We start from the raw sequence: 25456 nt of genomic DNA on the forward strand, positions 1-25456 counted from the left end.
CGTGTTGACGAAGGCTCGGGCCAGCGGGACGGGTCACGCCCCACGGGACACCCCAAGGGGGTGGGATCGCCGTCGAGTTGACGACTGGACGGGCCGACTGCGTACGCTCTACACTCTATAGCGTACGCAGCACGCAGATCCCACCCGATCGGCCGTGGACGGCCAGGAGTGCGACTGAAAATGACCTACGATTTGGCGATCGAAGCAAGTGGACTACTGAAGTCCTACGGCAAGACAGAGGTGCTCCGGGGCGTCGACATCAATGTCCGGAAAGGCAGCGTGTTCGCCCTCCTCGGACCGAATGGATCGGGAAAGACGACCACGGTCCGTATCCTGTCGACGCTCACTTCCCTCGACGGCGGCATGGCGAAAATCGCCGGCTTCGATGTCGTGCGGGAACGCCGCGCAGTACGGCGGCGGATAACGCTGACCGGTCAGCAGGCGGCGATCGACAAGAACCAGACCGGCGCCGAGAACCTCTACATGATGGCCAGGCTTTCCGGCCTTTCCGGTGGCGAGGCCAAGGAACGGGCGGCGCATCTGCTGGAGCGGTTCGACCTGACCGACGCGGGCGGCCGCAGGCTCGGCACCTACTCCGGCGGTATGGCCCGCCGGCTGGACCTCGCGGCCAGCCTGGTCGGCGCGCCGTCGATCGTCTTCCTCGACGAGCCGACCACCGGCCTCGACCCGCGGAGCCGGATGGCGCTGTGGGGCGTCATCGCGGACCTGGCCGCAGGCGGCCTGACCGTGTTCCTGACCACGCAGTACCTCGAGGAGGCCGACCGCCTCGCCGACCGGGTCGCTCTGCTCGACGAGGGCAGGGTCGTCGCCGAGGGCACCCCCGAAGAGCTCAAGGAGCGGGTCTCCGGCCAGCGCCTCGACCTCGAACTGGCCGATCACCAGGCCTTCGAGGACGTGCTGAGCCTGCTCGGACACCGCGTCGTCGAGAAGGACAGGGACCTCCTCACCATCGGAGTGCCCACGGACGGATCGGCCGCCCAGATCCGCACGCTGCTCGACGAGGTGGACCTCGACCGCAGCCGCGTCACCAAGTTCACCGTGCACAGCGCCACGCTGGACGATGTCTTCCTCGCGCTGACCGGCCGTACCGCCCCCGACGTGGAGGCGGAGCGAGTGAAGGAGACCGTCGGTGGCTGAGAGCCTCGTCCTCGACACCAGGCCCCGGCGCACGGGTGCCGTGTCCGCCCTGTTGACCATGATCGGCCGCTGCACCCGGCTGACCAGCCGTGACATGGACGCCCTGATCATGTCGCTGATGCTGCCGATCATGATGATGGTCCTGTTCGTCTACCTCTTCGGCGGCGCGATCCGCACCGGCGGCGACTACGTCACCTACGTCGCTCCCGGCGTGCTTCTGCTGTGCACGGCGTGGGGAGCCGCGCAGACCGGTGTCGGCGTCGCCAACGACATGACCACCGGCATCGTCGACCGCTTCCGGTCCATGGACGTCAGCGGCGCCGCCCTGCTCGGCGGTCATGTGATGGCCAGCATCGTCAAGAACATCGCCTCCACCGTCGTGGTCATCGCGGTCGCCCTTCTCATCGGTTTCCGCCCGCAGGCGGACCTGCTGGGGTGGCTCGGGGCGTGCGGGATCCTGGTGGCGTTCATCCTGGCCATGTCCTGGCTGTCGGCCGTCGTCGGTCTGCTGACCAAGTCCACGGATGCCGCCGCGAGTTTCGCGTTCATCATGATGTTCCTGCCCTATGTCAGCAGTGCGTTCGTTCCGATCGACACGCTGCCGAGCTGGCTCCAGGGTGTGGCCACGCACCAGCCGTCCACGGCCATCATCGAGAGCCTGCGCGGCTTCCTCCTCGATCAGCCGGTCGGCAACAACCCCTGGATCGGGCTCGCCTGGTCCGCCGGCATCCTCCTGGTCTCGGTGACGCTCGCCGCCGTCTTCTTCCAGCGGCGAACCGACTGACCGACGTGCGCGCGAGCGAGCGGCGGCTCCCGCGGGGGCCGCCGCTCGCTCTGCGAGGCCGTCGTGCCGACGGCCCCGATCAGAAGTCCTTGCGCCAGTAGACGCCCACGCTGTCGGCCGGCTTGATCTCTTCCTTGATGCCGTGGGCATCGCGGTACTCGTGGATCGCCGTGCGGCACGGGGTCAGGTTGTAGTCGTCGACGATGACGAACCCGCCCGGTGACAGCTTCGGGTAGAGCTCCGTCAGCGAGTCCATCGTGGACTCGTACAGGTCGCCGTCCAGGCGCAGCACCGCCAGTGACGTGAGCGGCGCGCCGGGCAGCGTCTCGTTGAACCATCCCTCCAGGAACTCGACCTGGTCGTCGAGCAGGTCGTACGACGCGAAGACGGCCCGAACGGCGTCCGCGGACACGCTGAGCACGGTGTTGAGGTTGTGCAGCCCCATCTCCTGGTCGAGGGGGTGGCTGTCCTCCCCTGCCGTGGGCACGCCCTGGAACGAATCGGCGACCCAGACACGCCTGTCCGTGACGCCGTGCGCCTTGAGGACGGCCCTCATGAGCACGCAGATGCCACCGCGCCAGACACCGGTCTCGATGAGGTCGCCCGGGACCTTGTCCGCCAGAGCGCGTTCGACGCAGTACTGCACCGTGTCCAGCCCCTCCGGGCTGACCATGGTGTGCGCGGAGAACATGTTCGGCTGTGCCTCGGGCTCGGCGGAGCCGCTGTCGGGTTCGGCCAGCCACTCCGTGCGGTTGTCCATCTGAATCCGGTTGGTGAGCACCTTCTTCAGCAGTTCGAGATAGAGCGTGGAATCGGCCTCGGTCATGTCGCCCTCCTGGTCCTAGAGACGCTGCAGAGCCAGAGCGCCGCCGTCGATCTTGATCTGGGTCCCGGTGACATAGCGGGATTCGTCGGAGGCCAGGTAGACCACCGCATGCGTGACATCGGCCTGCGTCACGTACGAGATCGGCATCGCGTGGATGGAGGCCAGGATCGGCTCGATGTCCTCCTTCGTCGGGTTCTCCAGGTCCGGACGGTAGGTCTGGAACATGCCCTTGTTGAACGACATCTCCGTGTCGACCGTCGTCGGGTGGATCGAGTTGACCCGGCCCTTCGTCGGCGCGAGCTGCAGCGCGAGTTCCTTCACGTAGTCGACGAGTACGTGCTTGGCGAACCGGTATCCCGTGTATCCGGCGCCGGCCACCACGTCCGAGGGCATGGGCGGCATGAAGCTCGCGATCGAGCCGACGACGATGACCGAGGCGCCCTCCCGCAGGTGCGGCAGAGTCGCGTGCACGGTGTTGAACACACCGACCAGGTTCACGTCGATGGTGCCGGTGAACGCGCCGACCGGAAGGTCGGACCCCATGGGGAGGATGCCCGCGTTCGGGATGACCACGTCGATGCCGCCCAGCTCGGCGGCGCCCTCCTCGACGGCCGCGCGCAGCGCCGCGTAGTCGCGCACGTCCGCGTGCCGCACCACCACGCGACGGCCGGCCTCCTTCACCAGGCGGGCCGTCTCGTCGAGTTCGTCATTGCCCGCCATCGCGTAGCCGGCGGTGTCGATGTCCTCGCAGATGTCGATGGCGATGATGTCGGCGCCCTCTTCGGCGAGCCGAACGGCATGACTGCGCCCCTGCCCCCGCGCCGCTCCTGTGATGACGACGACCTTGCCCTCAGCCCGGCCCATGGAATCTCCTCGCTGCACTTCGCTCGAGAACGTGGTTTTCCGAGGCGCCGGAATCCGTGCCGGCGGAAGCGGCCGATCACCGCGAAGTCCTGGGAACGGTGGCGCACTCGGGTGGTGAAGGTAAGCGGGTACGCAACCGGCCAGGCACCCCTTTCGCCCCCTACCGCCTCCCCGACCGTGCCCTGTCCGCCGGGCGCATGGCCGGGCGTGACGCTGCGGGGCGCTGTGACGTCGCAGCGCATTGCCCCGCGGCAATCGGGGGAAGGGGTGAACATCGGCGGCGGTTCTCCCGTACACCTTCACGAACGGGCCGGCAGAGGGCCGGCCGTGGAGAGGGAGCCAACATGACCGGATCGCAGGGGACCGCACGGACCGTGGCGCGCCGTACCGTCGTCGCCGCGGCGGGCGGCGCCGGTCTCGCCGTCGCCCTGACCGCCTGCGGCGATCAGGGCGGGTCGGCCGGGTCGGTGTCCGACAAGCCCGCCGGGCAGAGCGGCGGGTCGACGGGCGGCTCGGGTGGCGGCGGCTCGGTGGTCGCGAGGACCACGGAGATCCCGGAGGGCGGTGGCAAGGTCGTCGGCGACGTGGTGATCACGCAGCCGCGGGCGGGCGAGTTCAAGGCGTTCTCGTCGAAATGCACGCATCAGGGCTGCGCGGTCAAGGACGTGGCGGACGGGGTCATCACGTGCCCCTGCCACAACAGCGCGTTCGACGCGTCGGACGGCAGCGTCAAGGCGGGTCCCGCGACCTCGCCGCTGCCCCCGGCGGAGATCACCGTGGAAGGCGACGCCATCACACTCGCGTGACACGGCCGGTTCCGGCGCACGGGGTCAGGCGCCGGACCGGTCTCGGGGATCACGCGTGGGAGGCGGCCGGGCCGGGGCCGGGGTGTGCGCGGGGTCAGGGGCCGCCGGGCAGCCCCTAGGCGCGCTGGGTCCGGCGCGGCCGCTTCCAGCAACCCAGCACGGTGTCGGTCGTGGCGATCGTGGCCACCAGGGACAGTGTGTTGCGGATCATCGCGGGGGTGTACTCGGCGGGCACTCCCGCGATGGCGTCCGCGACCACGGCAACGGTGTAGCCCAGGTTCACCGCGTCGAAGACGGCGGCCGGAACGGCGATGTTCGCCGAGACGCCGGTCACGACGAGCGTGCGGCAGCCGAGATTGCGCAGCAGCGGGTCCACTTCGGTGCCGGCCACGGGGGACAGACCGTGCAGCCTGCGGACGACGATGTCCTCGGCCGCCACCTCGATCGGCGACGCGACGCGGACCGCGGCCGAGCCGGTGTGCTGCTGCACGGGGAGCCGGGCGGCGGCCCGGAACAGCCGGGCGTTGTGATTGGCCCCTCTCCCGTCGGGTCGCCGCTCCGCGACGGCGTGCATGACCTGCACACCCGCCTCGTGCGCCGCGTCCACCAGGCGGGCGATGTTGTGGAGCGTGCCCGACGAGCGTGCCTGTGCGGCCAGTTCGGGCAGAGCGCTCCCGCTTCCGACGACGCCCTCCTGGCATTCGACGGTGAGCAGCACGGTGGTCGCCGGATCCAGTTGTCCGGCGATCTCTTCCCTGGACGCCATGGTGTGCCCCTCCTCGCTGTCCCGGGGCGCGCGAGGGTAGCCGCCATTGCGCCACGGAGGAAGTGCCGCCATGCTTTCTGACATACCGTCAGCACAGGGAAGGGGTACGACGCCGATGGCCGTCACCCAGCGCCGCGGCCGGCGCATCATGATGACCCCCGCCGAGCTGGACGCCTTCCTCACCGAGCGGCGCACCTGCCGGGTGGCCACCGTCTCACCGGACGGCCGCCCGCACGTGAGCGCCCTGTGGTTCGCCTGGGACGGCACGTCGCTGTGGCTGTACTCGCTGACCCGCAGCCGCCGCTGGGCCGACCTGCGCCACGACCCGCGCATCGCCGTCGTGGTCGACGACGGCGAGGAGTACGGCGAGCTCAGGGGCGTGGAGCTCACCGGCACCGCCGTGTTCGTCGGCGAGGCCCCGCGCACGGGCGCCGACTGCCCCGAACTGCGGGTGCCCGAGGCGCTGTTCGCCCGCAAGAACTTCGACCTGGACGCGATGCCGCACGACGGCCGGCACGCCTGGCTCAGGCTGACGCCCGACGCGATCGCCTCCTGGGACTTCAGGAAGCTGTCAGCTCTCTGATCCCGCGGCCGCGCGGAGCGCCTCGACGGCCGCCCTGATGGACGGCCTGCGGTCGGCGTCCGTGCGCCACACCGCGTAGACATGCCGGCGCATCCGCTGGCGTACGGGCACGAGCGCGACGCCCTCGGGGACGGGACCGCGGCCGAGCCGGGGAGCGACGCACACGCCGAGGCCGCCGGCGATCAGCGCCAGCTGGGTGTGGTGTTCACCGGCCTGGTGGGCGATCTTGGGCTCGAAGCCCTTGGAACGCAGGGTGAACACCAGCCAGTCGTGGCAGAACTCCCCCGCGGGCCAGGAGACCCACTCGTCGTCCGCGAACTCCTCCAGATCCACCTCCTCGCGGTCCGCGAGGGGATGCCCGGCCGGCATCGCGACATCCGGCACGTCGTCGAGCAGCTGGGCCTGGCTGAGGCCGCCGGGCACGGGCAGGCGCTTGTTGCTCCAGTCGAGGACGACCGCGAGATCGAGGTCACCGCGGATGACCGCGCGGATGCCCAGCTCGGGCTCCAGTTCGCAGGTCCGCACCCGCAGGTCGGGGTGGTCGCCGCGCAGCGCGGAGACGGCGGCGGGGAACAGGCCGCGGGCCGCCGTGGGGAACGCGCCGAGCCGCACCTCCCCCACGACCTGCCCGCGCTGCGCCTCGATGTCGGACTGGGCCAGTTCGACCTGGGACAGGATCCGTGCGGCATGGTCGGCGAGGAGCTGTCCGGCATCGGTCAGGCGTACGCCGCGCCCGTTCTTGGCGAGCAGCTGCTGGCCGACCTCCCGCTCCAGCTTCGCCATCTGCTGGGAGACGGCCGAGGTCGTCACATGCAGTCCGTCGGCGGCACCGCTCACGGAGCCGTGCCGGGCCAGGGCGTCCAGGGTGCGCAGGCGCTCCAGGTTCAACATGTAAGCAATCCTAAGCGAAGTGGTCCATCTTTTCTCGCTTGTCCTAAGACATCGCAGCAGGGATGGTTGAGTACATGACCACCGCTGCCTCAGCGCCGGCCTCGTCCGGCCGCGCCCTCCCGTCCCTTCCGCCGGCCGTCTCGCACCGCCGTGCCGTCGACTGGCGCATCCGGTTCGCGGTGCTCTCGGCGGTCTGGGGCTTCAGCTTCCTGCTGATCAAGATCGGCACCGGGGCATACGCGCCGTTCCAGGTCACCTTCGGCCGACTCTTCTTCGGCACCGCCGTCCTGGCGGCTGCCATGGCGTTCCGGCGCGAGCGGCTGCCCCGCGGGCTGCGCACCTGGGGCCATCTCGCCGTCGCGGCGTTCCTCCTCAACGCGCTGCCCTTCTCGCTCTTCGCCTACTCCGAGCTGACGATCCCCTCGACGCTCGCGGGCATCTGCAACGCCACCTCACCGCTGTGGGGCATGGCGCTGTCCCTGGTCGCACTGTCGGAGGACCGGCCGACCCGGCGCCGGGTGGCGGGCCTGGGCATCGGCTTCCTCGGCGTGCTGACGGTGCTCGGCGCGTGGCAGGGCTTCTCGGGCCTCGACGTCCGCGGCACGGCGATGGCGCTGCTGGCCTCCCTCAGCTACCCGGTCGGCTGGATCTACGTGCGCCGTACGCTCGCGGGCTCCAGTCACTCCCATCTGTCGCTCACCGGAGCGCAACTGGGTCTCGCCACCGTCCAACTGGCCGTCGTCACGCCGCTGTTCACCACGATGCCGGCCTCGTTCCCGCTGATGCCGCTGCTCGCGGTCGTCGCGCTCGGTGCGCTGGGGACGGGACTGGCGCTGCTGGTGCAGTACGGGCTGGTCGCCGAGGTCGGCCCGACGACGGCGCAGATGGTGACGTACTTCATCCCGGTCATCGCCACCGCGGCGGGCGTGACGCTGCTGGGCGAGCAGCTCGCCTGGAACACGCCCGTCGGCGCGCTCATCGTGCTGGCGGGTGCGGCGCTCACGCAGAGCCGCGCCAGGAGCACGCGTACCACGACGGCCGCGGGCCCGGCGGCCGCCGGGCCCGCCCCGGCAGCCGCCGCACCGGCATGCGGCGGACCCGCCGACAGGGCCACCGCCCCCGCCGCTCAGCCGTAGCTGCGCGCCGGCACCGGGCCGATCGCCGCGGCCACCGCCGCGGCGATCGGCTCGATGTCCGCCTGCGTCAGCCCGGAGACGGTGATGCGCACGCCGGGCGCCGCCGACATCCGGAACCGGGCCCCGGGCGCCACCGCCCACCCGGCATGCAGCAGCCGCGTCACCGCGCCGGTCTCGTCGGGCACGGGCACCCACACGTTCATCCCGCTGCGCCCGTACGCCGTGACACCGCGGCGCGCCAGTGCCCCGATGAGCGCATCGCGCCGTTCGCCGTACGCCCGGGCCACCACCCGCGGGTCGACCGCCCCCGACGCCCACAGGTGGGCGACCGCGCGCTGGAGCAGGGTGCTGACCCAGCCCGGTCCGAACCCGAGTCGTCCCAGCACCCGGTCGACGGTGACGGTGTCACCGGTGAGGACCGCGACGCGCAGATCCGGTCCGTACGCCTTGGCCACCGAGCGCACGAACGCCCAGTGCACGGTGGCGCCGGCCAGCGGGTGCAGGGGCTGGTCGACGATGGCGTGCCCGTGGTCGTCCTCGACGACGAGGGTGTGCGGGAACCGGGCGAGGACGGCGCGCAGTTCCGCCGCCCGCCCGGCCGACAGGACCGCGCCGGTGGGGTTCTGCGCCCGGTCGGTGACGACGAGGGCGCGGGCCCCGGCCGCCAGGGCGCGCTCGACGTCGGCGGTGAGCGGCCCGTCGTCGTCGAGGCCGACGGGCAGCGCCTTGAGCCCGAGGGCGGTGACCAGGTCGAGCAGGCTGCCCCACCCCGGATCCTCGACCGCGATCGCGTCCCCGGCTCGCAGATGGGCGGCGAGGACGCGCTCGATGGCGTCGAGTGCGCCGGAGGTGGCGGCGAGCGGCCCGTGCGGAACGCCGTCGGCGGCGAGCGACTCCCTGGCTCGGCGGGCGAACTCCGGATCGAGCGGCCCCTCCCCGTAGAGCGTCGGGTGCTCGGCGTGCCGGCGGGCCGCGGCGGCCAGCGCCTCGTCGAGCGGCGGCAGGAGCGCCGTGTCGGGATTGCCCTCGCTGAGGTTGCGCACACCGGGCGGTGCCTCGATCCGGATGGCGTTGCGCGGCGTGCTCGCGGGGCGCGGGCGCACCCGGCTGCCCCGCCGGCCGGCGGTCTCGATGACGCCGCGCTCGCGCAGGGTCCGGTAGGCGGCGGCCACGGTATTGGGATTGACCCCGAGATCGTTCGCCAATTCCCGCATGGGCGGGAGCAGTTGACCCGGTTCGAGGTCGCCCGTACCCACCGCGCGCTCGATGCTCCCGGCAATCTCCGATGCGCGTCTGCCCGTGATCCGATACTCTCCTAGCACAAAACACATTATGCACTAGCGCAATGGAGTTCTGCAATGTCGCACCCCGCCGAGCCGGACACCCCCTCCGCGTACGAGCCGACCACCCGCACGGTCCCCACCCGGTCCCGGGAGCGGGCCTCGTACGACCGCGAGCTGGTCCACTCGATACTCGACGGCGCCTATGTGTGTCACCTCGGCTTCGTCCGGGACGGCGCGCCCGTCGTCCTGCCGACCCTCTACGCGCGCGTCGGCGAGACGCTGTACGTCCACGGATCGACCGGTTCGCGGCCGCTGCGGATGGCGGGCCAGGCGGATCCCGGCCTTGCCGTGTGCCTGACGGTCACTCATGTCGACGGCCTGGTGCTGGCGCGCTCCGCCTTCCACCACTCCATCAACTACCGCTCGGCGGTGATCCACGGCACCGCGTACCAGGTCACCGACCCCGACGAGAAGCGCATGGCGCTCGACGCCCTGGTCGACCACGTGGTGGCGGGCCGCTCGGCGGACTCGCGTCCGGCGAACGCCAAGGAGCTGGCGGCGACGGCCGTGATCCGCATCGACCTCGCCGAGGTGTCCGCCAAGTGCCGCGCGGGCGGTCCGAACGACGAGCCGGAGGACATGGCGCTCCCGCACTGGGCCGGTGTCGTCCCGGTGGCCCCCGCGTACGGCGCCCCCGTCCCGTCGGAGGACCTCGCGGACTCGGTGGCGCTGCCGGACTACCTGGCCGCGCTCGGCTGAGACGGCACGGCGGAGGGGCGGGACCGGTTCGCACCGCCCCTCCGTTCGGGCACCGTGCCGATGCGGCTGCCGAGGCCGAGGGCGGTGCCGGTGCCGGTGCCGGCTAGCAGACCGGTACGCCCGGGACCTGGTTGTCCGGCGAGCTGAGGTAGATGTTGGTCATGTAGCCGCCGTACTGGGGCAGATACGCCCACCAGTCGTTGACGTACGGCGGCACGCTGACCTGCTGGCCGCGCTTCTGGCAGGCGACCAGCACCTCCGCCCCCGCCGGCAGCGTGGTCAGGGCCGCGGAGCCGGTGGTGGCCTGGGAGCGGATGCGTACTCCGCTGCCCCAGGTGCCGATCCAGGTGCCCGCCGGGCGCGCGGCGCCGGGCACGTGGAGCGAGCGGGTCAGCCGGCCCACGTCGGTGTACGCCTTGCCGTACGGCGTACCGCCGGGGTGGAGGGTGAGGACCGCCACGATGGAACGGTCCCCCGCGCCGACGACACCCGTCGTGTGCAGCGCCGGACGGGCGAGGTCCACGGCCCGGATGCCGGCGGCGGACCCGGCGGCGCGCGTCCCGGGGCCTCCGTCCGAACCGGCCGTACCCGTCGTGCGGCTGCTCGCGGCGGCGGTGCACCCGCCCGAATCGAAGCCCGACCAGCCCTGCTTCACCGCCCACGGCTTGTCGAAGGCCCCCGCGATGCCGAAGTGCTGGTCGTAGCCGTCGGTGGCGCAGCGGGTGGACCGCCGCAGGTTGTTCAGCACGTAGTCGCGTACGGCTGCCGGGGCCGAGTCCAGCAGGTACCGGTAGATCCTGACGGTGTCGCGCGCGGACAGGGCCGTGTAGCCCCAGAAACCCGGGTGCGACGCCGGAGGCCGGGCGGTGTCCGTGAGACCGAGCCTCGGGACCATGCGGTCGATGACGGCGCCCTGGCCGTTGTTCGCCCAGAAGTGGCTCGCCGCGCTGTCGTCGCTGCCGCGCAGCATCGCGTCGACGCGGGAGCGGTCGGACGGCGCCAGGGCGTCCGGGCTGCGGTTCCACAGCAGATCGAGAGCGATCAGGATCTTCACCACGGAGGCCGACCGGAACTGGCCGGCGCTGTTGACCTGCTCGGTGAACGTGCCGGTCTGCCGGTCGAAGACCGCGACCCCCGCCGTCACCCCGGCGGGCACCTCGGCCTGCGCGGCGCGCGGCTGCGGGGACGGCGGAACGGCCGCCGCGCCGGAACCGGTGGTGGCGGCCGCCGTGGACGACAGGAGCACCGCGAGGCCCGTCGAGAGCACGCCTGCGAGGGCGGAGCGCCGGCGGATGCCGCTGCCGGCTGCTGCCGGGCCGGCCGCACGGCGTCGGCGCCGCGTAGGCGCGAGCCGCGTCAGGGCGGGGACGAAGGGGTGGTTCGGGGTCATGGTTGCCGGACCTCCTCGGGTCGGGACGGTTCGCTGTCGGGGCGGACGGGGCTCACGGCCCGTAGCACTGCGGGACGCCGGGCAGCCAGTTGTCCGGGTGCGCGATGTAGTAGCCGGCCATCCAGCCGTCGAAGCCGCGTGTCCGGTTCTCGACGAACACCCAATTGGGGTTGGTGCCGACCTGCTCACCCTTGGTCTGGCAGACGACCGCGAGCCGGTCGCCGGGCTGGGCCTGCCCCTTCACCTTGGGGCAGTTGCCCGGGGACGGGAACTCGGCGCAGCGGTAGCCGGGCGAGTCGCCGACCCGCACGTTGACGTCGGTCGCCCAGGTGCTGAAGACGGGGTAGGGCGGCGGCTGCTCGGCCTGTGCCTGTGCGGGTACCGCGCCCAGGGCCGTCGCGAGGGCGCTCAGTGCCGCGGCCGCGCCGCCCAGTGCGGCGGTGCGCCTCGCCGGATTCCTCGTCATGTCGTCTCCTTCGGCCGGGGTGGACGGTGCGTCACCCGCACCACCGACTCGACGGGTCGGCGCCGCCCGCCGTATGAGGGCGACCGGCGCCATCCCGCCGCACGGCCGCGGACCGGCATCCGGGGCATACGAGGCGGCCGCGGGGCCCGTCCCACGGGGAAGGCACGCCGCGGTCCGCGAGGGCCACGCATCCGACGGAGGACTCCCATGCCCCAGCGCAGCACCCGATTCACCGCCGCCGGCCTCGCGGCCGGAGCCGCTCTCGCCCTGCTCGGCGGCACCGGAACCGCGCACGCCGGCGCCTCCGGTTTCTACGTCTCGCTCCAGACGAACAGCAACGTCCGGGAGGCGGCCACCTCGGCCAGTCGGCTGCTCCTCAACACCGGTACGGTCAAGGACCGTTATTACATGGACGGCGTCTGTTACGTCCGCGGCCAGTACGTCACGATCGGCGGCTACGGCACCGACGTCTGGTACAAGGGCCACGTCCACGACGGTCACGTCGTCGAGCCCACGCGCAACAACGTCTATGTGTGGGGCGGCAACGTCAACATCGGCCAGGACCCCTCGGACTCCGTGGACCACTGCTGAGCAGGAGGCCCCACGCGAAGCGCGGGATGCCGCGGCCGGTCACGGCCGCGGCATCCCGCGAAAGTCTCCCCCTCTTACCGATGGTGCCTCGTGTCATTGAGCAGCCGCACCGACGCGTTCCCCTCCGCGTCGTACGCCACTGCCGACAGCGACGCCGCCGCCAGCTCCCTCCGGAACAGCGACTCCGCCGGCGCACCCAGCGCCAACCGCACCAGCGTCCTCAGCGGACCGACGTGCGAGACGACAAGCACGGTGCCCCCCGCGTGCCGTGCCAGCAGCACATCCCGCGCCAAGGCCACCCGCCGCGCCACCGACTCGCCGCCTGGCCTCGGACAGCGACGGATCCGAGCCGCCGCTGCCGGAGAACCGCTTCTCCGGCGTCAGCGGCGTCTCACCGTGCCGCAGCAGCCCGAGTGCCGTCGGCGATGTCCAACTCTCGTGACCACCCGAAGTAGCTGCGGCCCGGATCGTTGGCCGCGGATGCCCATCGCCGGCGCGACGGCCCGGGAGGTGGAGGAACGCTCCCCTCGTTGCGGCCGGCGACCTCCTGGTGGACGAGGCTTCGTTGAACACCAGCGTGAAGTCGTGCCGCGACGGCACCACAAGAGCTCCTTGTCAGTAGTCGACGCGGTCGGACTTGGCCAGCCACGCGTCGAACGGCGCCGTACGGTTCGGCAGGTCCAGCCGCTCGACCGACATCGGCCACATCGACTGGGGCTTCTTCTCGAACAGGTCGTAGAACTTGCGGTCGTCGAAGCCGGCCACCGCGGCATCGTGCCGGTCGGCGGAGTAGACGATCCGGTCGACTCGCGCCCACAGTGCGGAGGCAAGGCACATCGGACACGGCTCGCACGAGGTGATCAGGACGCAGCCCTGAAGCGAGAAGGTGTCCAGCTCCTTGCAGGCGGCACGCATCGCGCTGACCTCGGCGTGTGCCACCGGGTCCAGGGTCGCGGTGACCTGGTTGTTGCCGGTCGCGACCACCTCGCCGTCCTTGGCGACCAGTGCGCCGAACGGACCGCCGCCGTTCATCACGCTGTTGGTGGCCAGGCTGATCGCCTGTTCCATCCAGGCGCGCTCGAACTCCTGGACGGTCGTTTCCTGGATGTGTGCGGTCATGGTCACTCCATTTCGAAGAGGTTGGGGACTCCCCGGATGCTCTGCCCGTGCGGGACGCCGCACCCGGGGTGACAAGGGGGCCCCCGCGGGTGCCGCCTTCGGATCAGTGCTGCCGATGGCACCCGTGGGAGACCATCACGGCTGGGCGCCGAAAATGCGCTCCGGTGTGACCTTCGAGTTCGGCGGTAACCGTGATACCCAGATCAGGCCAGGCGATCTCGACATGCCGACCGGATAACGTCTGAGACACGGCTTTCTCCTTCGTTGGGCACGATGTCAGGAGGATCGGGCAGAGTGGTGGCCGACGGCGGTCCATGGCGACTTCGACCGTCCCTGCGGCGTTGCAACGTGGCTTGTTCCGTTGCAACTTGTTGAGGAGTACACAGCCAACCGAGTGGCGCCAGCTAGGAGTAAAAGACATGAAAGCGCCCGTCGGCTCTTCGTAGGCTTCTACAGGAGCCGCGGTTGGCGCTGCGACGTTGTCCCACTCCGCCGTATTCCGGCCATAGTTTGTGATCGGTCCGGTGAATCACGGAACGCGTCTTCAGGACCGGTGCGTACCGAAACGCCCCCGGACGCCGCTTTCGGCACCCGGGGCGTTATGTCGTGATGGTCAGGGTTCAGCAGATGGGCAGGCCCGTGTCCGGCTCGTCGTTGCCTCCGCCGGTCAGGAAGATCTCGCTCATGTAGAGCGACGGGACCATGCCGACCGCAGGGGTCTTGATCCACCAGGTGTGCCAGTAGCCGTCGTATGTGGCCCGGCCGCCCTTGACCTGGCAGCGGGCAGGCGCGCCCGCGCGTGCGGTGGGGGCGGCGCGCCGTCCCCCACACACGTGCGAGTCGCCGCGCCAGCCCCGCACACCGTGCGGGCGGCAGCGCCGGCCCGCGCAGTACAGGCCGCCGCGCCCGCCCCACGCGCGTGCAGGCCGCACCGCCCGCCCACACGCCGTGCGGGTAGCAGCACCGCCCACCCCCACACCGTGCAGGCCGCACCGCCCGCCCACGCGCCGCACGGGCGGGGGCCGTCCGGCCCCGCCGCCCCCACCCCTCAGGCCGGGGCCATCGCCCGCCTGCGGACCGCGGCTACCCGGGCCTCGGCCACCGCGAGCCCCGCCACGGCCGCCAGCAGGAGCAGCGTGCCGACCACCGTCGCCGACGTCAGGCGTTCGCCCAGCAGCGTCACCGCGATGACGGCAGCGCTCACCGGTTCCAGCAGCATGATCACGGAGACGGTGGCGGCGCGGACCACGGCCGCGCCCGTGAAGTAGAGCGCGTACGCGAGCGCCGTGGGCACGGCCGCGACGTACACGAGCAGCCACACCACACGGGCGGGGTCCGCGGTGTGCGGCAGCAGGCCCTCGGCGAGCGCCATGGGCAGCAGGCCGACCGCGCCGATCGCGAAGGCCCAGGCCGTCGTCGACAGGGAGTCGCCGCCTCCGCCGTCCCGGCCCAGCCATCGCGTCAGCAGGGTGATCGCCGCGTACCCGGCCGCGGACAGCAGGGCGAGCGCGACACCGGCGGGCCGCACGGTTCCGCCCTCGCCGCCGAGCACCAGCACGCCGAGTCCGGTGAGGGCTCCGGCCACCGCGACGGTGCCGCCCCGGCCGAGGCGTTCACCCATGGTGATCCGGGCGCCGACGGCGATGAGGACGGGTCCCGCGCCGAGCGTGACCACCGTGCCCACGGCGAGACCGGTCGACTCGACGGCGGCGAAGTACGCGCTCTGGAAGAGGGTCAGTCCCACGCCGGTGCCGACTATGCGCAGGTACCTGCGCCCACGGGTCTCGGCGACGGTGCGGGGTGCGGGGGCGGTCGCACGCCGGCGGACGCGTACCGCGAGGACGGCGAGCAGCAGCAGGAGTCCGCCCGCGCAGCGCCAGAAGGACAGCGAGAGAGGACCGAGGTCGCTCACCGCGAAGACGAGGGAGGCCGCGGCACCGGCGGTGCCCCAGGCGACTCCGGCGAACACGAGGTAGACGAGGCTCCGTCCGACGGGCACGCCGACAGGAGCTGTGGAGGAATTCGACACGTGACTTCTCCGTGTGGAGGACAGGGGATGAGGGGTCGCTCGGCTCCGTCACGCGGGCAGCGGCGAACCGCTCGGGAGCACCCCGAGCCCGGTCCTCGTCGAAGAACGGCCGCCCGCGCTAAGCGGCAGGCGGCGGAAGTACGGTCGAATGCATGGGCGTCACCCTACGGCGCGGGATATCCGGCGGACAACTCGCCGACGCCGTCGCGGACGGATTCCCGTCCGCCCTCGGCGACCGGCCCGGACGGCGCCTTGGGCGCCTGCGACTGGGCGATGAAGGCACCGATCAGCACCACGGCGCCACCGGCGATCTGCGGGGCGGACAGGTGCTCGCCGAGCAGCACCCAGGCCAGCACGGTCGCGACGACCGCCTCCAGGCAGGCCACGACACCGGCGACCTGCGGGGACAGCATGCGCACCGAGACGACTCCGGTGACGTACGCGAGCACGGTGGCGATCAGCACGATCCAGCCGAGCAGCAGCGCCGCGGGCACCTCGGTGCCGCTCATGTCCGCGCGGCCCGCCAGCAGTGACCAGTCCATGCCCCAGGGCCTGGCCACGAGGGTCAGCACGGCCGCGCCGACGAGGAGGCCGTAGGCGATGACGCCCAGCGGGTCGGGCGCGTCCTCGCTGTCGCCGCCCTGGTCGGACAGGACGAAGTAGCCGACCTGGCAGCAGGCGGCGCCGAGCGCGAGCAGCAGGCCGAGGACGTCGAAGCTCAGCCCGGCCCACACCTCGACGACGCAGGCGAGTCCCGCCGCAGCGAGGACGACGCCGACGACCGCGGCGCGGGTCACCGGGCGGCGCTGCACGAAGCGGACCCAGCCGAGCACGAGGGCGGGCGCCAGGTACTCGATGAGGAGCGCGACGCCGACGGGGATGCGGGAGATCGCCGCGAAGTAGCAGGCCTGCACGCCCGCGACGGCCAGCAGACCGAAGCCGGCGAGCAGTGCGGGCCTGCGCAGCACGAGGGCGCGATGGCGCCAGGCCAGCGGCAGCATGAGGAGGGCGGAGCCCGCCACCCGCAGCCACACCACATGAAGCGGGTCGAGCCCCGCCTCGATCAGCGGCTTGGCCGCGACTCCCGAACCACCGAAAGCGAAGGCCGACCCGAGGGCGATGCCCAGGCCGGCGCTTCTTCCCGAAGACGTGCGCATCCGGACATGATGGCAGGGCGCGTCAGGACCGTCACCCCCGTGACACATGTCGAGACGCTGCCGCGATCCGTTCGCCGACCTGCGCGGTGTCGACGCCCGCGCGGCGCAGGACCTCGACGGCCCGGCACGCGGGATCGGTGACGATGCGGGCGAGCACGTCGATGCCCTGGGCCCGCAGATCGCCACGCATCTGCGCCCGGGCGAGAGCGCCCGTCATGGCGGCGACGGCCGACGGCGACCAGCCGGGCACGGCGGCCGCGCGCACCACCGGAAGCGCCCCCGAGTCCTCCACCGACCCCTGCCAGCGCAGCCCGTAGCCGATGCTGCGCTGCACGAGGTAGCCGAGCACGCGCGCGACCTGCGCCCCGTCGCCGACCGCCGCCCTGACGTCCGCGTCGGACTCCAGCAGCGAGTGCAGGAGGTGAGCCGTGTCGATCTGCCGGTCGCCGTCGCGCAGCGCCCTGCGGCGCGCGCCCGCGACCACCGAGGCCAGCTCGACGGTGAGCGAGTCCTCGATCTCTGCACGGACGGGGGCGGGCTGCCGGGGCACCCGCGGCATGGGGCTTTGCACGGTATCCACCTCATCAGGCGAGGGCGTCCGCGGCGTCCCCGCAGGGGAGCATGTGCGCATCCCACGGAGGTTGGGCACACCTGGCCGGTTTCTCCTCCTTACGGATGAGATCGCGACATCTCCCCCTCGGGGCGGCGCGCCGCCTTGCCCGCCCGGCCGGGCATATCTGATGGGTCGTCAGTATTGAATGTTCGGGCACTCGGGGCTACGTTCCCCGGCACCGTAACCCGACTGGAAGGGGTGGCCGCATGGCCGAGGTCAGCGCGGAGGCACGCATCGAGGCGCCGGCGGCGAAGGTCTGGGCCCAGCTGACGGACTTCGCCTCGTACGGCCGCTGGAACGCCACGCACACCAGCTTCCCCCAGGGCGGCCCCGAGCCCCTGGAGAGGGGCGCCACGTTCGCGGAGAACATGAAGCTGATGGGCTTCCCCGCCGAGGTGACCTGGACGGTAGAGGAGTTGGAGACCGAGCGGGTGCTCGCCATCCGGGGCAAGGGACCGATGTCCGTGAACGTCGGCACGCGCTACGAACTCGTCCCGGACGGCTCGGCGACGACGGTGCGCATCGACGGCGAGTTCACGGGCGCGGCGGTCTCGCTCATGGCCGGAAAGCTCAAGGACTCGGCGACGGCGGCGCTCAACGAGTCGCTGCGCAAGCTGGGCGGCCTGGTCGCCTGAGCATGCGCGAGGGGCCCCGCGTGTGCGGGGCCCCTCGGTGCCGGTCTGCGCTTCAGTGCTCGTCGGCGAGGATCAGGTAGAGCTTCTTGCGGGCCTCGTTGATGACAGCGACGGCCTTCTGCCGCTGCTCGGTGCTGCCCGTCTTCCAGACCTGGCCGAATGCCTCCATCAGCCCGAAGCCGGCCTGGCGGATCTCGTTGACCGTGTCCCAGTCGACGCCACGCCCGGCCTCCTCCCACGGGGCCTCCGGCCCCGTCTCGGCCTCGGCGCGGCCGGAGTCGGTGAGCGTGAACAGCTTCTTGCCGCCCTCGCTCTCGGAGACGATCAGACCCTCGTCCTCGAGGAGCTGGAGCGTCGGGTAGACCGAGCCCGGGCTGGGCTTCCATGCCCCGCCGCTGCGCTCGCCGATCTCCTGGATCATCTCGTAACCGTGCATCGGCCGGTCCTTGAGCAGGGCCAGGATCGAGGCGCGCACATCGCCGCGCCGCGCCCTGCCCCGGCCGCCGCCGCGCCCGCGTCCGCCGCCGAAGGGTCCGCCGAACGGAGGCCCCCAGGGCCCGAACGCCGCACGCCGGCTCTCCCATTCGCCCCGACCCTGATGGCCGGGCCCGCAGTGCCCACGGCCCCGGCCGTGTTCGCCTTCCTGGCCGTGTCCATGTGAACGCATCGCTACGCTCCTTCCATCGTTGATCTGTCGCGATGCGTCAACGATATATCGGAAACTGTCGTATGGCAATGCCCATGGGTCCAGCTCCCCGCGATTGGCCTTGGCCTGCGGCTTTACCCGGCCTCTACGGTCACGGCATGCGGATTCGAATCGTCGACGCCTTCACCGACCGTCCCTTCGCCGGAAACCCGGCCGGAGTCCTGCTGCTCGACTCCGACGGCTTCCCGGACGACACCTGGCTCCAGAACGTGGCCAAGGAGGTGAATCTCTCCGAGACCGCCTTCGCCCACCCCCTGCCCGACGGAGGCGCGGCCGACTGGGCGCTGCGCTGGTTCACCCCGGCCACCGAGGTCGACATGTGCGGGCACGCCACCCTTGCCACCGCGCACGTCCTGCACACCACGGGCGCCGCGAGCGGCACCGTCCGTTTCCGCGCACGCTGCGGCATCCTGACCGCCACGGCCCACGACGACGCGACGATCACCCTCGACTTCCCCACCTCGCCGCTCACGCCCCTCACCGTTCCCGACGGCATCGCGAAGGCGCTCGGTGCCGAGGTCCTCTCCGCCCACGACACCGGCGAGCACGTCGGCGATCTGCTGGTGGAGCTGGCCGACGAACGGACGGTCCGCTCGCTCGCGCCCGACTTCGCGGCCCTGGTGGCGCACTCCGAGCGGGGCATCATCGCGACCGCCGCGGCCGGGGACCCGTCGGCGGGCTACGACTTCGTCTCCCGCTGCTTCTTCCCGCGGGTCGGCATCGACGAGGACCCGGTCACCGGCAGCGCGCACACCGCGCTCGCGCCGTTCTGGTCCGCGCGCCTGGGCCGCGACGAACTGACCGGGCTCCAGGCGTCCGCCCGTTCGGGCCTGGTCCGCACCGTGCTGCGCGGCGAGCGGACGCTGCTCAGGGGCGGCGCCGTGACCGTCGTCGACGGGGAGCTGCTGACGGCGCCCTGAGCAGGAGCCGGGGCGTACGGCCGGTGCCGTACGCCCCTCAGCAGTGCTCGGGGCCTGTCGGCGTGGGCAGCCAGCACACGTGGCCGGCCAGCAGCCCGTAGCCCACGAAGGCCACGATGTCGAGCAGCGCATGGGCCGCCACCAGGGGGCCGACCCGGCCCCAACGGCGGTAGAGGAGCACGAAGACGACGCCCATCACCATGTTGCCGACGAACCCGCCCACGCCCTGGTAGAGGTGGTACGACCCGCGCAGCACCGAGCTCGCGGCCAGCGCGGCCACCGGCGACCACCCCAGCTGCCCCAGCCTGCGCAGCAGGTAGCCGACGACGATCACCTCCTCCAGCACGGAGTTCTGGAGCGCCGAGAGGATCAGCACCGGGTACTTCCACCACACGTCGGGCAGCGATTCCGGTACGACGGTGAGATTGAACCCCGCGGCGCGTGCTCCGAGGTAGAAGGCCAGCCCGGCGCTTCCGATGCCCGCCGCCACCAGCGCGCCCCTGCCGAGGTCCGACCACGGGCGGCTCCGGTCGAAGCCGATCGCCCCGAGCCCGGCGCGCTCGCGGACCAGGAAGTGGGCGACGAGCAGCACGGGCACCAGAGCGGTGGTGATACCGAAGAGCTGCCAGGCGAGATCGAGCCACGGCCGGCCCGGCGCCTGCGACGCGTTGAGCATCGCCGCCTGGTCCTTGAGCCCCCCTGGCTTCGTCAACGACCCGACAAAGCTGATCAGGGCCGACACCCCGCTCGCGCCCAGTGACAGCGCGAGGACGAGCACCGTCTCGGACCTCAGGATCTTCCGTGACGAGCTCTCCCGGGGAAGAGAATCGGCCATGCCTCCCGGCTCCGCCTGCACAACTGCCTCCAGTTCGCCAATCCCGTCTCGTCCCCGTCCTCGTGCCGCTAGGGTCTCGAATGCAGGTACGAAGATCGCGCGCGACAGGCCGGGGGGACACACGTCATCACGATGACGCGGTCCCCTTTTTCCTTGCACACCGCACAAGGAGGGGCACCACCGCATGGGACGTCACAGCTTGCCCGACGCCGACGCGACGGAGGGAGGCAGGTCCCGTCCTCGCGTACGCCGTCGCACGACCGCCATCGCCACCTCGCTCGTGCTCGGCGTCGCGGCCGGGGCGGGGGCGGCCGTGGAGAGCGGTCTGCTCTCCTTCGCCGGTTCCTGCGAGGACTCCGCCGTCAGGATCGACGTGGCCGTGTCGCCCGACCTCGCACCGGCCGTCAGGGAGACCGCCGAACGGGCCCGCGAACAGGGCATCAGGTCCGACGGCCAGTGCATGGACGTACAGGTCGTCTCCCGCGAGAACCACGAAGTGGCGGAATTGCTGTCGACCGGGTCGAACAGCCCTGACTACGAGGTCTGGGTACCGGACTCCGAGATCTGGGCGGAACGCGTCCGGAGCACCGGCGACGGCGTGCCGCTCACGCCCGCCGGCAATGTCGCCCGCACCCCGGTGGTCCTGGCCACCGTGCCGTCCGCCGCCGCCGAAATGGGCTGGCCGCGCACGACGTACACGTGGGCGGAGCTCACCGAGGCGGCGACGGCCACGGACGACATCCGCCTGGGCTCCGCCGACCCGGCCCGCAGCGCCACCGGGCTGCTCGCGCTCACGAGCGTCTCCCGCTCCGCTCAGCGGACGGACCCGGACGCGGACACCGGCGTCGCGGCGACGGCCAAGCTGCTGTCCCAGCGGGTGTCGGACACGGACACGGCGGCCGCGAACACCCTGTCGCGCGCGGACGCGGGCCAGGCCGCCGGTGACCCGGCCCGCAACCAGGCCGTCTTCCTCGCGGAGCAGGCAGCGTTCGCGTACAACGCGTCGGCCGGCGAGGGAGTCCCCGACCTGCGGCTGTTCTATCCCGAGGACGGCAGCCCGATGCTGGACTACCCGTACGAGCTCGTGGACGAGACCGACCTGTCCACCGACGAGAGCAGGGCGGCCACCCGCTTCATGCTGCTGCTGGAGGAGCCGGAGGCGCGCGCCGCCCTCACGCGGCAGGGGTTCCGGGCGCCGGGCAGGCCCGTGGACGGGCAGCTGGTCCGTGCGGCGGGCGGGCGGGCCCCGCAGCCGTTCGCCGCCGAGGGCGCGGTGTCCGAACCCGTCCCGGCGGACGCGGTCCAGCAGACGCTCGGCATGTGGACCATCACCGTGCAGAGCGCCCGGCTCACCACGGTCGTCGACATCTCCGGGTCGATGCAGACGCCGGTGCCGGGGCGGGGCACACAGACCCGGCTCGATGTCACCAGGGCGGCGCTGCGCAAGGCGCTGGACCAGTTCACGCCCGAGGACGAGATCGGGTTGTGGGAGTTCGCGACCGGGCTCGACGGCCCGAACGACTACCGCGAGGTCGTGCCGACGGACCCGCTGGGCCCGGTGGGAAAGCCCGGTACCCAGCGGGCCCGGCTCGCCGAGGCGTTCGACGACCTCGCCGCCGTCCCCAACGGCGCGACCGGCCTGTACGACACCACGCTCGCGGTCTACAAGAAGGCCCAGGACACCTATGTGAAGGACAAGTTCAACGCGATGGTGGTGCTCACCGACGGCTCGAACCAGGACCGGTTCAGCATCACCCGCAGCAGTCTGATCTCCGAGCTGAACCAGCTGGACAACCCCAACACCCCGGTACCGGTGATCGCCATTGCCATCGGGCCGGAGGCGGACCTCCAGGAGGTGGACGAGATCGCCAGGGCGACGGGCGGCGCGGGCTACCAGGTGAGCGACCCGGCGGAGATCACGTCGGTGATCCTCAAGGCGATTATGGCGGTCGGGCAGAAGAGCGGCGCGGCCGGCTGACGGCCGGTCCCGGCCCCGTCAGCCGGCCCGGCCCGTCACGAGGCCGCGCCGGGGAACCCGACGGGCCAGGTGTGCACGGGCTCCCCCTCGCGCATCAGCTCGCCGTAGCGCCGGGTGGTCGCCGCGAGGGCCGCGTCCCTCTCCAGGCCGGCCTCCAGTGCCCGGTGGAAGGTGTCCACCTGCCAGGACGCGCCGTTCGTCCGGCGTCGGCAGCGTTCCTCGATGATGCCGAGGTACCGGTCGCGGTCGGCGGGCTCGATGTTCCACGCGTCCAGACCGGCCGCTGCCAGCGGGAGCAGTTCGTCGCGCACGAGCGCCGTGACGGGCACCCGGGTGACGCCGCCGCCGCGGCCGGGGCGCGGCCACAGCAGGTCGGCGTCGATGCCGTGGCGGCAGGCGGTCTCGAAGTTCTCGTGGGCGGCCGCGAAGGGGAGCCGGGACCACACCGGCCGCGCCTCCTCGGCCAGCGCCCGTACGAGTCCGTAGTAGAAGGCGGCGTTCGCGACGACGTCGGCGACCGTGGGCCCGGCGGGCAGGACGCGGTTCTCCACGCGCAGGTGCGGCACTCCGTCGACGACCGCGTACACCGGCCGGTTCCACCGGTAGACGGTGCCGTTGTGCAGGACGAGCTCCTGGAGCCGGGGGACCCCGCCGTCGTCCAGCACCCGCAGCGGGTCCTCGTCGTCGCAGAACGGCAGCAGCGCGGGGAAGTAGCGCAGGTTCTCCTCGAAGAGGTCGTACGCGGAGTTCACCCAGCGCTCGCCGAACCAGGTGCGCGGACGCACCCCCTGCGTTTGGAGTTCGGGCGGGCGGGTGTCGGTCGCCTGCTGGAACAGCGGCGGCCGCGACTCGCGCCACAGCTCCCTGCCGAACAGGAACGGCGAGTTGGCGCCGACGGCGACCTGGACGGCCGCAACGGCCTGCGCCGCGTTCCACACGTCGGCGAACCGGGCGGGCGTCACCTGGAGGTGCAGCTGGACCGATGTGCAGGCCGATTCGGGCGCGATCGACTCCGAGGTGCAGGTCAGCCTCTCGACGCCCTCTATGTCGAGGGTGAAGTCCTCGCCGCGTGCGGCCACGATCTGATCGTTGAGCAGCATGTAGCGGTCGACGTCGGAGAGATTGGCGGAGACGAGATCGGACTGCCGCAGGGTGGGCAGAATTCCGATCATCACGAGCCCGGACCCGAGGTCCGCGGCCCTGCGGTCGGCATATCCGAGACCGGTCCGCAACTCCTCCGCCAACTGATCGAAAACGTGCCCGTCGAGCCGGTGCGGAACGATGTTTACTTCCAGATTGAACATTCCGAGCTCGGTCTGGAAATCCGGACTCGAGATGCGCGAGAGCACTTCCGCATTCATCATCCGCGGAGTCCCGTCCGCATCGGCGAGATTCAGCTCTATCTCCAGTCCCATCAGATTCCTGGGGCGGTCGAACCTCTTCTCCGCGAGCAGCCGCCCGAGCGCTGCCAGGCACTGCTGGAGCTTGCGCCGGTACCGTTGCCGATCGGACAGGTCGAACCCGCCTGCCACGATCTTCTCCCCCATCGAAGCGTCCCTCCTCGAGTGGGCAGCCACGCAACGTGGGCCGCTCGTGTCACGGACGATAATGCCCAGACTCTTTGATCCGTAACGCCCGTGCGGCAGGTCCGCTCCCGATAGGCTGGGAGTCTTCGGGCACGGGGCACATTCATCGGGCACTTTCCCCGGTGTGATGCGACGGTCACTTTCCGGGACGGATGCATCGTTAAACACCGTCCGGATTCGGCCTACCACGCCGTGAAGAAAACCGCAGGCCACGGCCGCGACACCACGGAAATCGCGCCGGAAACCCCTGGCGCGAGGGACCTGTATTCGCCTTGCGGGAAATACCGGCGTCGGCTAGCGGAAACGAAGCGTGAACACGGGTCGTATAAACTCTGCCGATGGGCCGAGACTCGGCGCCAGGTGGTCTTTCCGGCCCCGCGCGGCCCGTACGCCGACAGTGCCGTCCGCATCTCCCCGCATCACCGTGTCTCCTGAGCGAGAGGCGACCCATCATGCCGCTGCATGTTCCTCCGGCCCCCGCGCCCGCCCTGCGCAGCGTTCTCGCAGCACTCGGTTCCCCCACGGCCGTCCGTGAGGCTCCGACGCCCGCTCTGAGGTCCGTCCAGGGACCTCTGAGCCCCGAACTGCCGCTTCCCGTCCATGTCCTGGACCGGGTGGTTCCGAATGGCAGCGCCCCGTACACCCGGCTCGCCGGGTGGCGCTTCCTGATCCGCAGCGGCGATCGCGCCGTGGCTGCGGCGGACACCCGGCTGACGCCCGACGGCTGGGCCTTTTCCCACTTCTTCGAAGGCCCCTATCTCGGTTCCACCGAACGTGCGCTGCGCCAGGCAGAGGCGATGGGGCCGCCTTTCCAGCCGCGGCTCCTTTCCGTGCCGGAGCTCTACATGCTCACGCTCTGGCTCCATCACGACACCGAGGCGGACGCCTCCGCCGGCACCCTTCAGCCGACCGACGTCCTGGTGCCGCTCGCACCGGCTCCGCCCGGCATCGCGGCCCACCGGCCGCACCAGGTCGCCGATCTGCTGCCCGTGCTGACCCTGCGGCTGACGCCGGAGTCCCTGTTCGACTCACCTGCCGCCTGACCTCGCGCGACGTCAGTACGCCCCGCGACCGTCCGGTCGCGGGGCGTACTGACGAGCGGGCGCAGGGCCCGGCCTGACTAGTCCTGCCGGGCCATGGCGAACCACCCGAAAGGACAGCCCAGTTGCGTTGAACCGTCCGCGCGGGTGATGCGTCATCAATCAGTAGGAAGAGCTGCTGTGAAATCCCTGCGGATCGACGCCCGTGGGGGAACACTGGGATCGGACCGATACAGATACGGGGGCGGCCATGAACAGCTCATCGAGCCGCAGGACACTCACCACATCGCAGCGAAAGAACCCATCCATGTGCCAGCACCAGCCAGCCTGCCCCACGCCCGACTCAGCCGACCGGGAGGCGGCACGCCTGGTGGCGCACCACCCGGAGCAGGGCTGGAGCCTTCTGTGCAACGGCGTTCTCCTCTTCGAGGACACCGGCGAACTGCTGCCCGACGGGCAGATCATCGCCCCCCACCGGCCGCGTGAGACCGGGCAGGTGGTCACGGCCGCGTAGCGCGGTCACCGATACGACCGG

Annotated in this window: 27 protein-coding genes and 1 pseudogene; 12 read left to right on the top strand and 16 right to left on the bottom strand. The window is 71.6% G+C overall.

The genetic code is table 11. The features are described from left to right. Positions 1-180: 180 nt before the first annotated feature. Positions 181-1158: an ATP-binding cassette domain-containing protein gene (locus ACF08N_RS34830; RefSeq protein WP_392328746.1), complete on the top strand. Its 978-nt coding sequence runs from the start codon at positions 181-183 to the stop codon at positions 1156-1158. A 40-nt stretch (positions 1159-1198) separates the two neighbouring features. Next, a complete protein-coding gene (locus tag ACF08N_RS34835; protein WP_392328781.1) occupies positions 1199-1942 on the top strand; it encodes an ABC transporter permease in 744 nt (247 codons plus the stop codon). Between the two features lie 79 nt (positions 1943-2021). Here the strand turns inward: ACF08N_RS34835 and ACF08N_RS34840 are convergent, their stop codons facing one another. Both ACF08N_RS34840 and ACF08N_RS34845 read right to left on the bottom strand, forming a co-directional pair. Beyond that, the gene (locus ACF08N_RS34840; protein WP_392328747.1) at positions 2022-2768 is read right to left on the bottom strand and encodes a TylF/MycF/NovP-related O-methyltransferase; all 747 of its coding nucleotides are present in this window, start codon (positions 2766-2768) and stop codon (positions 2022-2024) included. A gap of 15 nt (positions 2769-2783) precedes the next feature. Continuing rightward, complete coding sequence (locus ACF08N_RS34845) at positions 2784-3632, bottom strand: mycofactocin-coupled SDR family oxidoreductase (RefSeq protein WP_392328748.1); 849 nt, start codon at positions 3630-3632, stop codon at positions 2784-2786. Between the two features lie 344 nt (positions 3633-3976). Between ACF08N_RS34845 and ACF08N_RS34850 the strand changes: the two genes are divergently transcribed. Continuing rightward, positions 3977-4438, top strand: coding sequence for a Rieske (2Fe-2S) protein (locus tag ACF08N_RS34850; RefSeq protein ID WP_392328749.1), 462 nt, complete (start codon positions 3977-3979; stop codon positions 4436-4438). A gap of 115 nt (positions 4439-4553) precedes the next feature. Here ACF08N_RS34850 and ACF08N_RS34855 read toward each other — a convergent pair whose 3' ends face one another. Further along, entirely contained in the window at positions 4554-5204 is a 651-nt protein-coding gene (locus ACF08N_RS34855) for a cysteine hydrolase (RefSeq protein ID WP_392328750.1), read from the bottom strand. 115 nt (positions 5205-5319) lie between these two features. Between ACF08N_RS34855 and ACF08N_RS34860 the strand changes: the two genes are divergently transcribed. Then, positions 5320-5787 carry a pyridoxamine 5'-phosphate oxidase family protein gene (locus ACF08N_RS34860; protein WP_392328751.1) on the top strand — a complete coding sequence of 156 codons (468 nt, stop codon included), beginning with the start codon at positions 5320-5322 and terminating at the stop codon, positions 5785-5787. Here ACF08N_RS34860 and ACF08N_RS34865 read toward each other — a convergent pair. Next, on the bottom strand, positions 5776-6678 hold the full coding sequence (locus ACF08N_RS34865; protein WP_392328752.1) for a LysR family transcriptional regulator: 903 nt from the start codon (positions 6676-6678) through the stop codon (positions 5776-5778). The genes ACF08N_RS34860 and ACF08N_RS34865 overlap by 12 nt on opposite strands. 74 nt (positions 6679-6752) lie before the next feature. On the opposite strand from ACF08N_RS34865, the gene ACF08N_RS34870 reads away from it, so the two are divergent. Further along, entirely contained in the window at positions 6753-7814 is a 1062-nt protein-coding gene (locus tag ACF08N_RS34870; RefSeq protein WP_392328753.1) for a DMT family transporter, read from the top strand. Here the strand turns inward: ACF08N_RS34870 and ACF08N_RS34875 are convergent. Beyond that, positions 7805-9136, bottom strand: coding sequence for an aminotransferase class I/II-fold pyridoxal phosphate-dependent enzyme (locus ACF08N_RS34875; RefSeq protein ID WP_392328754.1), 1332 nt, complete (start codon positions 9134-9136; stop codon positions 7805-7807). The two genes, ACF08N_RS34870 and ACF08N_RS34875, sit on opposite strands and share 10 nt — an antisense overlap. 36 nt (positions 9137-9172) lie before the next feature. Here ACF08N_RS34875 and ACF08N_RS34880 point away from each other — a divergent pair, with 36 nt between their 5' ends. Next, positions 9173-9856 (top strand): pyridoxamine 5'-phosphate oxidase family protein, encoded by a 684-nt coding sequence (locus ACF08N_RS34880; protein WP_392328755.1) that lies wholly within the window; start codon positions 9173-9175, stop codon positions 9854-9856. 103 nt (positions 9857-9959) lie between these two features. Here ACF08N_RS34880 and ACF08N_RS34885 read toward each other — a convergent pair whose 3' ends face one another. Beyond that, entirely contained in the window at positions 9960-11246 is a 1287-nt protein-coding gene (locus ACF08N_RS34885) for a hypothetical protein (protein WP_392328756.1), read from the bottom strand. 52 nt (positions 11247-11298) lie between these two features. After that, positions 11299-11712, bottom strand: a complete 414-nt coding sequence (locus tag ACF08N_RS34890; RefSeq protein ID WP_392328757.1) for a hypothetical protein — start codon at positions 11710-11712, stop codon at positions 11299-11301. Between the two features lie 207 nt (positions 11713-11919). Between ACF08N_RS34890 and ACF08N_RS34895 the strand changes: the two genes are divergently transcribed. Then, positions 11920-12303, top strand: coding sequence for a hypothetical protein (locus tag ACF08N_RS34895; RefSeq protein WP_392328758.1), 384 nt, complete (start codon positions 11920-11922; stop codon positions 12301-12303). A 74-nt stretch (positions 12304-12377) separates the two neighbouring features. On the opposite strand, the pseudogene ACF08N_RS34900 reads toward ACF08N_RS34895, so the two are convergent. The 6 genes and pseudogenes from ACF08N_RS34900 to ACF08N_RS34925 all read right to left on the bottom strand — a co-directional run. Next, positions 12378-12789, bottom strand: a pseudogene (locus tag ACF08N_RS34900) (histidine phosphatase family protein); the annotation flags it as partial. A gap of 129 nt (positions 12790-12918) precedes the next feature. Then, positions 12919-13422 carry a nucleoside deaminase gene (locus ACF08N_RS34905; RefSeq protein ID WP_392328759.1) on the bottom strand — a complete coding sequence of 168 codons (504 nt, stop codon included), beginning with the start codon at positions 13420-13422 and terminating at the stop codon, positions 12919-12921. A 620-nt stretch (positions 13423-14042) separates the two neighbouring features. Further along, complete coding sequence (locus tag ACF08N_RS34910) at positions 14043-14354, bottom strand: hypothetical protein (RefSeq protein WP_392328760.1); 312 nt, start codon at positions 14352-14354, stop codon at positions 14043-14045. 116 nt (positions 14355-14470) lie between these two features. Then, on the bottom strand, positions 14471-15451 hold the full coding sequence (locus tag ACF08N_RS34915; RefSeq protein ID WP_392328761.1) for a DMT family transporter: 981 nt from the start codon (positions 15449-15451) through the stop codon (positions 14471-14473). 164 nt (positions 15452-15615) lie between these two features. Further along, positions 15616-16608, bottom strand: coding sequence for a DMT family transporter (locus ACF08N_RS34920; RefSeq protein WP_392328762.1), 993 nt, complete (start codon positions 16606-16608; stop codon positions 15616-15618). Positions 16609-16639: 31 nt separating this feature from the next. Next, complete coding sequence (locus tag ACF08N_RS34925) at positions 16640-17179, bottom strand: Clp protease N-terminal domain-containing protein (RefSeq protein ID WP_392328763.1); 540 nt, start codon at positions 17177-17179, stop codon at positions 16640-16642. Between the two features lie 248 nt (positions 17180-17427). On the opposite strand from ACF08N_RS34925, the gene ACF08N_RS34930 reads away from it, so the two are divergent. Further along, positions 17428-17856, top strand: coding sequence for an SRPBCC family protein (locus ACF08N_RS34930; protein WP_392328764.1), 429 nt, complete (start codon positions 17428-17430; stop codon positions 17854-17856). A gap of 52 nt (positions 17857-17908) precedes the next feature. On the opposite strand, the gene ACF08N_RS34935 is transcribed toward ACF08N_RS34930, so the two are convergent. Next, positions 17909-18523, bottom strand: a complete 615-nt coding sequence (locus ACF08N_RS34935; RefSeq protein ID WP_392328765.1) for a PadR family transcriptional regulator — start codon at positions 18521-18523, stop codon at positions 17909-17911. A 137-nt stretch (positions 18524-18660) separates the two neighbouring features. Between ACF08N_RS34935 and ACF08N_RS34940 the strand changes: the two genes are divergently transcribed. Beyond that, a complete protein-coding gene (locus ACF08N_RS34940) occupies positions 18661-19482 on the top strand; it encodes a PhzF family phenazine biosynthesis protein (protein WP_392328766.1) in 822 nt (273 codons plus the stop codon). 37 nt (positions 19483-19519) lie between these two features. Here the strand turns inward: ACF08N_RS34940 and ACF08N_RS34945 are convergent, their stop codons facing one another. Then, entirely contained in the window at positions 19520-20317 is a 798-nt protein-coding gene (locus ACF08N_RS34945; RefSeq protein ID WP_392328767.1) for a CPBP family intramembrane glutamic endopeptidase, read from the bottom strand. A 184-nt stretch (positions 20318-20501) separates the two neighbouring features. Between ACF08N_RS34945 and ACF08N_RS34950 the strand changes: the two genes are divergently transcribed. Then, positions 20502-22295, top strand: a complete 1794-nt coding sequence (locus ACF08N_RS34950) for a substrate-binding and VWA domain-containing protein (protein WP_392328768.1) — start codon at positions 20502-20504, stop codon at positions 22293-22295. Positions 22296-22330: 35 nt separating this feature from the next. On the opposite strand, the gene ACF08N_RS34955 is transcribed toward ACF08N_RS34950, so the two are convergent. Beyond that, positions 22331-23842 (bottom strand): glutamate-cysteine ligase family protein, encoded by a 1512-nt coding sequence (locus tag ACF08N_RS34955; RefSeq protein WP_392328769.1) that lies wholly within the window; start codon positions 23840-23842, stop codon positions 22331-22333. 491 nt (positions 23843-24333) lie between these two features. Between ACF08N_RS34955 and ACF08N_RS34960 the strand changes: the two genes are divergently transcribed. Both ACF08N_RS34960 and ACF08N_RS34965 read left to right on the top strand, forming a co-directional pair. Continuing rightward, the gene (locus ACF08N_RS34960; RefSeq protein ID WP_392328770.1) at positions 24334-24924 is read left to right on the top strand and encodes a hypothetical protein; all 591 of its coding nucleotides are present in this window, start codon (positions 24334-24336) and stop codon (positions 24922-24924) included. A gap of 304 nt (positions 24925-25228) precedes the next feature. Continuing rightward, complete coding sequence (locus tag ACF08N_RS34965) at positions 25229-25435, top strand: DUF5999 family protein (RefSeq protein ID WP_392328771.1); 207 nt, start codon at positions 25229-25231, stop codon at positions 25433-25435. Positions 25436-25456 lie beyond the last annotated feature (21 nt).

It is taken from the genome of Streptomyces sp. NPDC015127 (assembly GCF_043080095.1).
Lineage (GTDB): Bacteria > Actinomycetota > Actinomycetes > Streptomycetales > Streptomycetaceae > Streptomyces.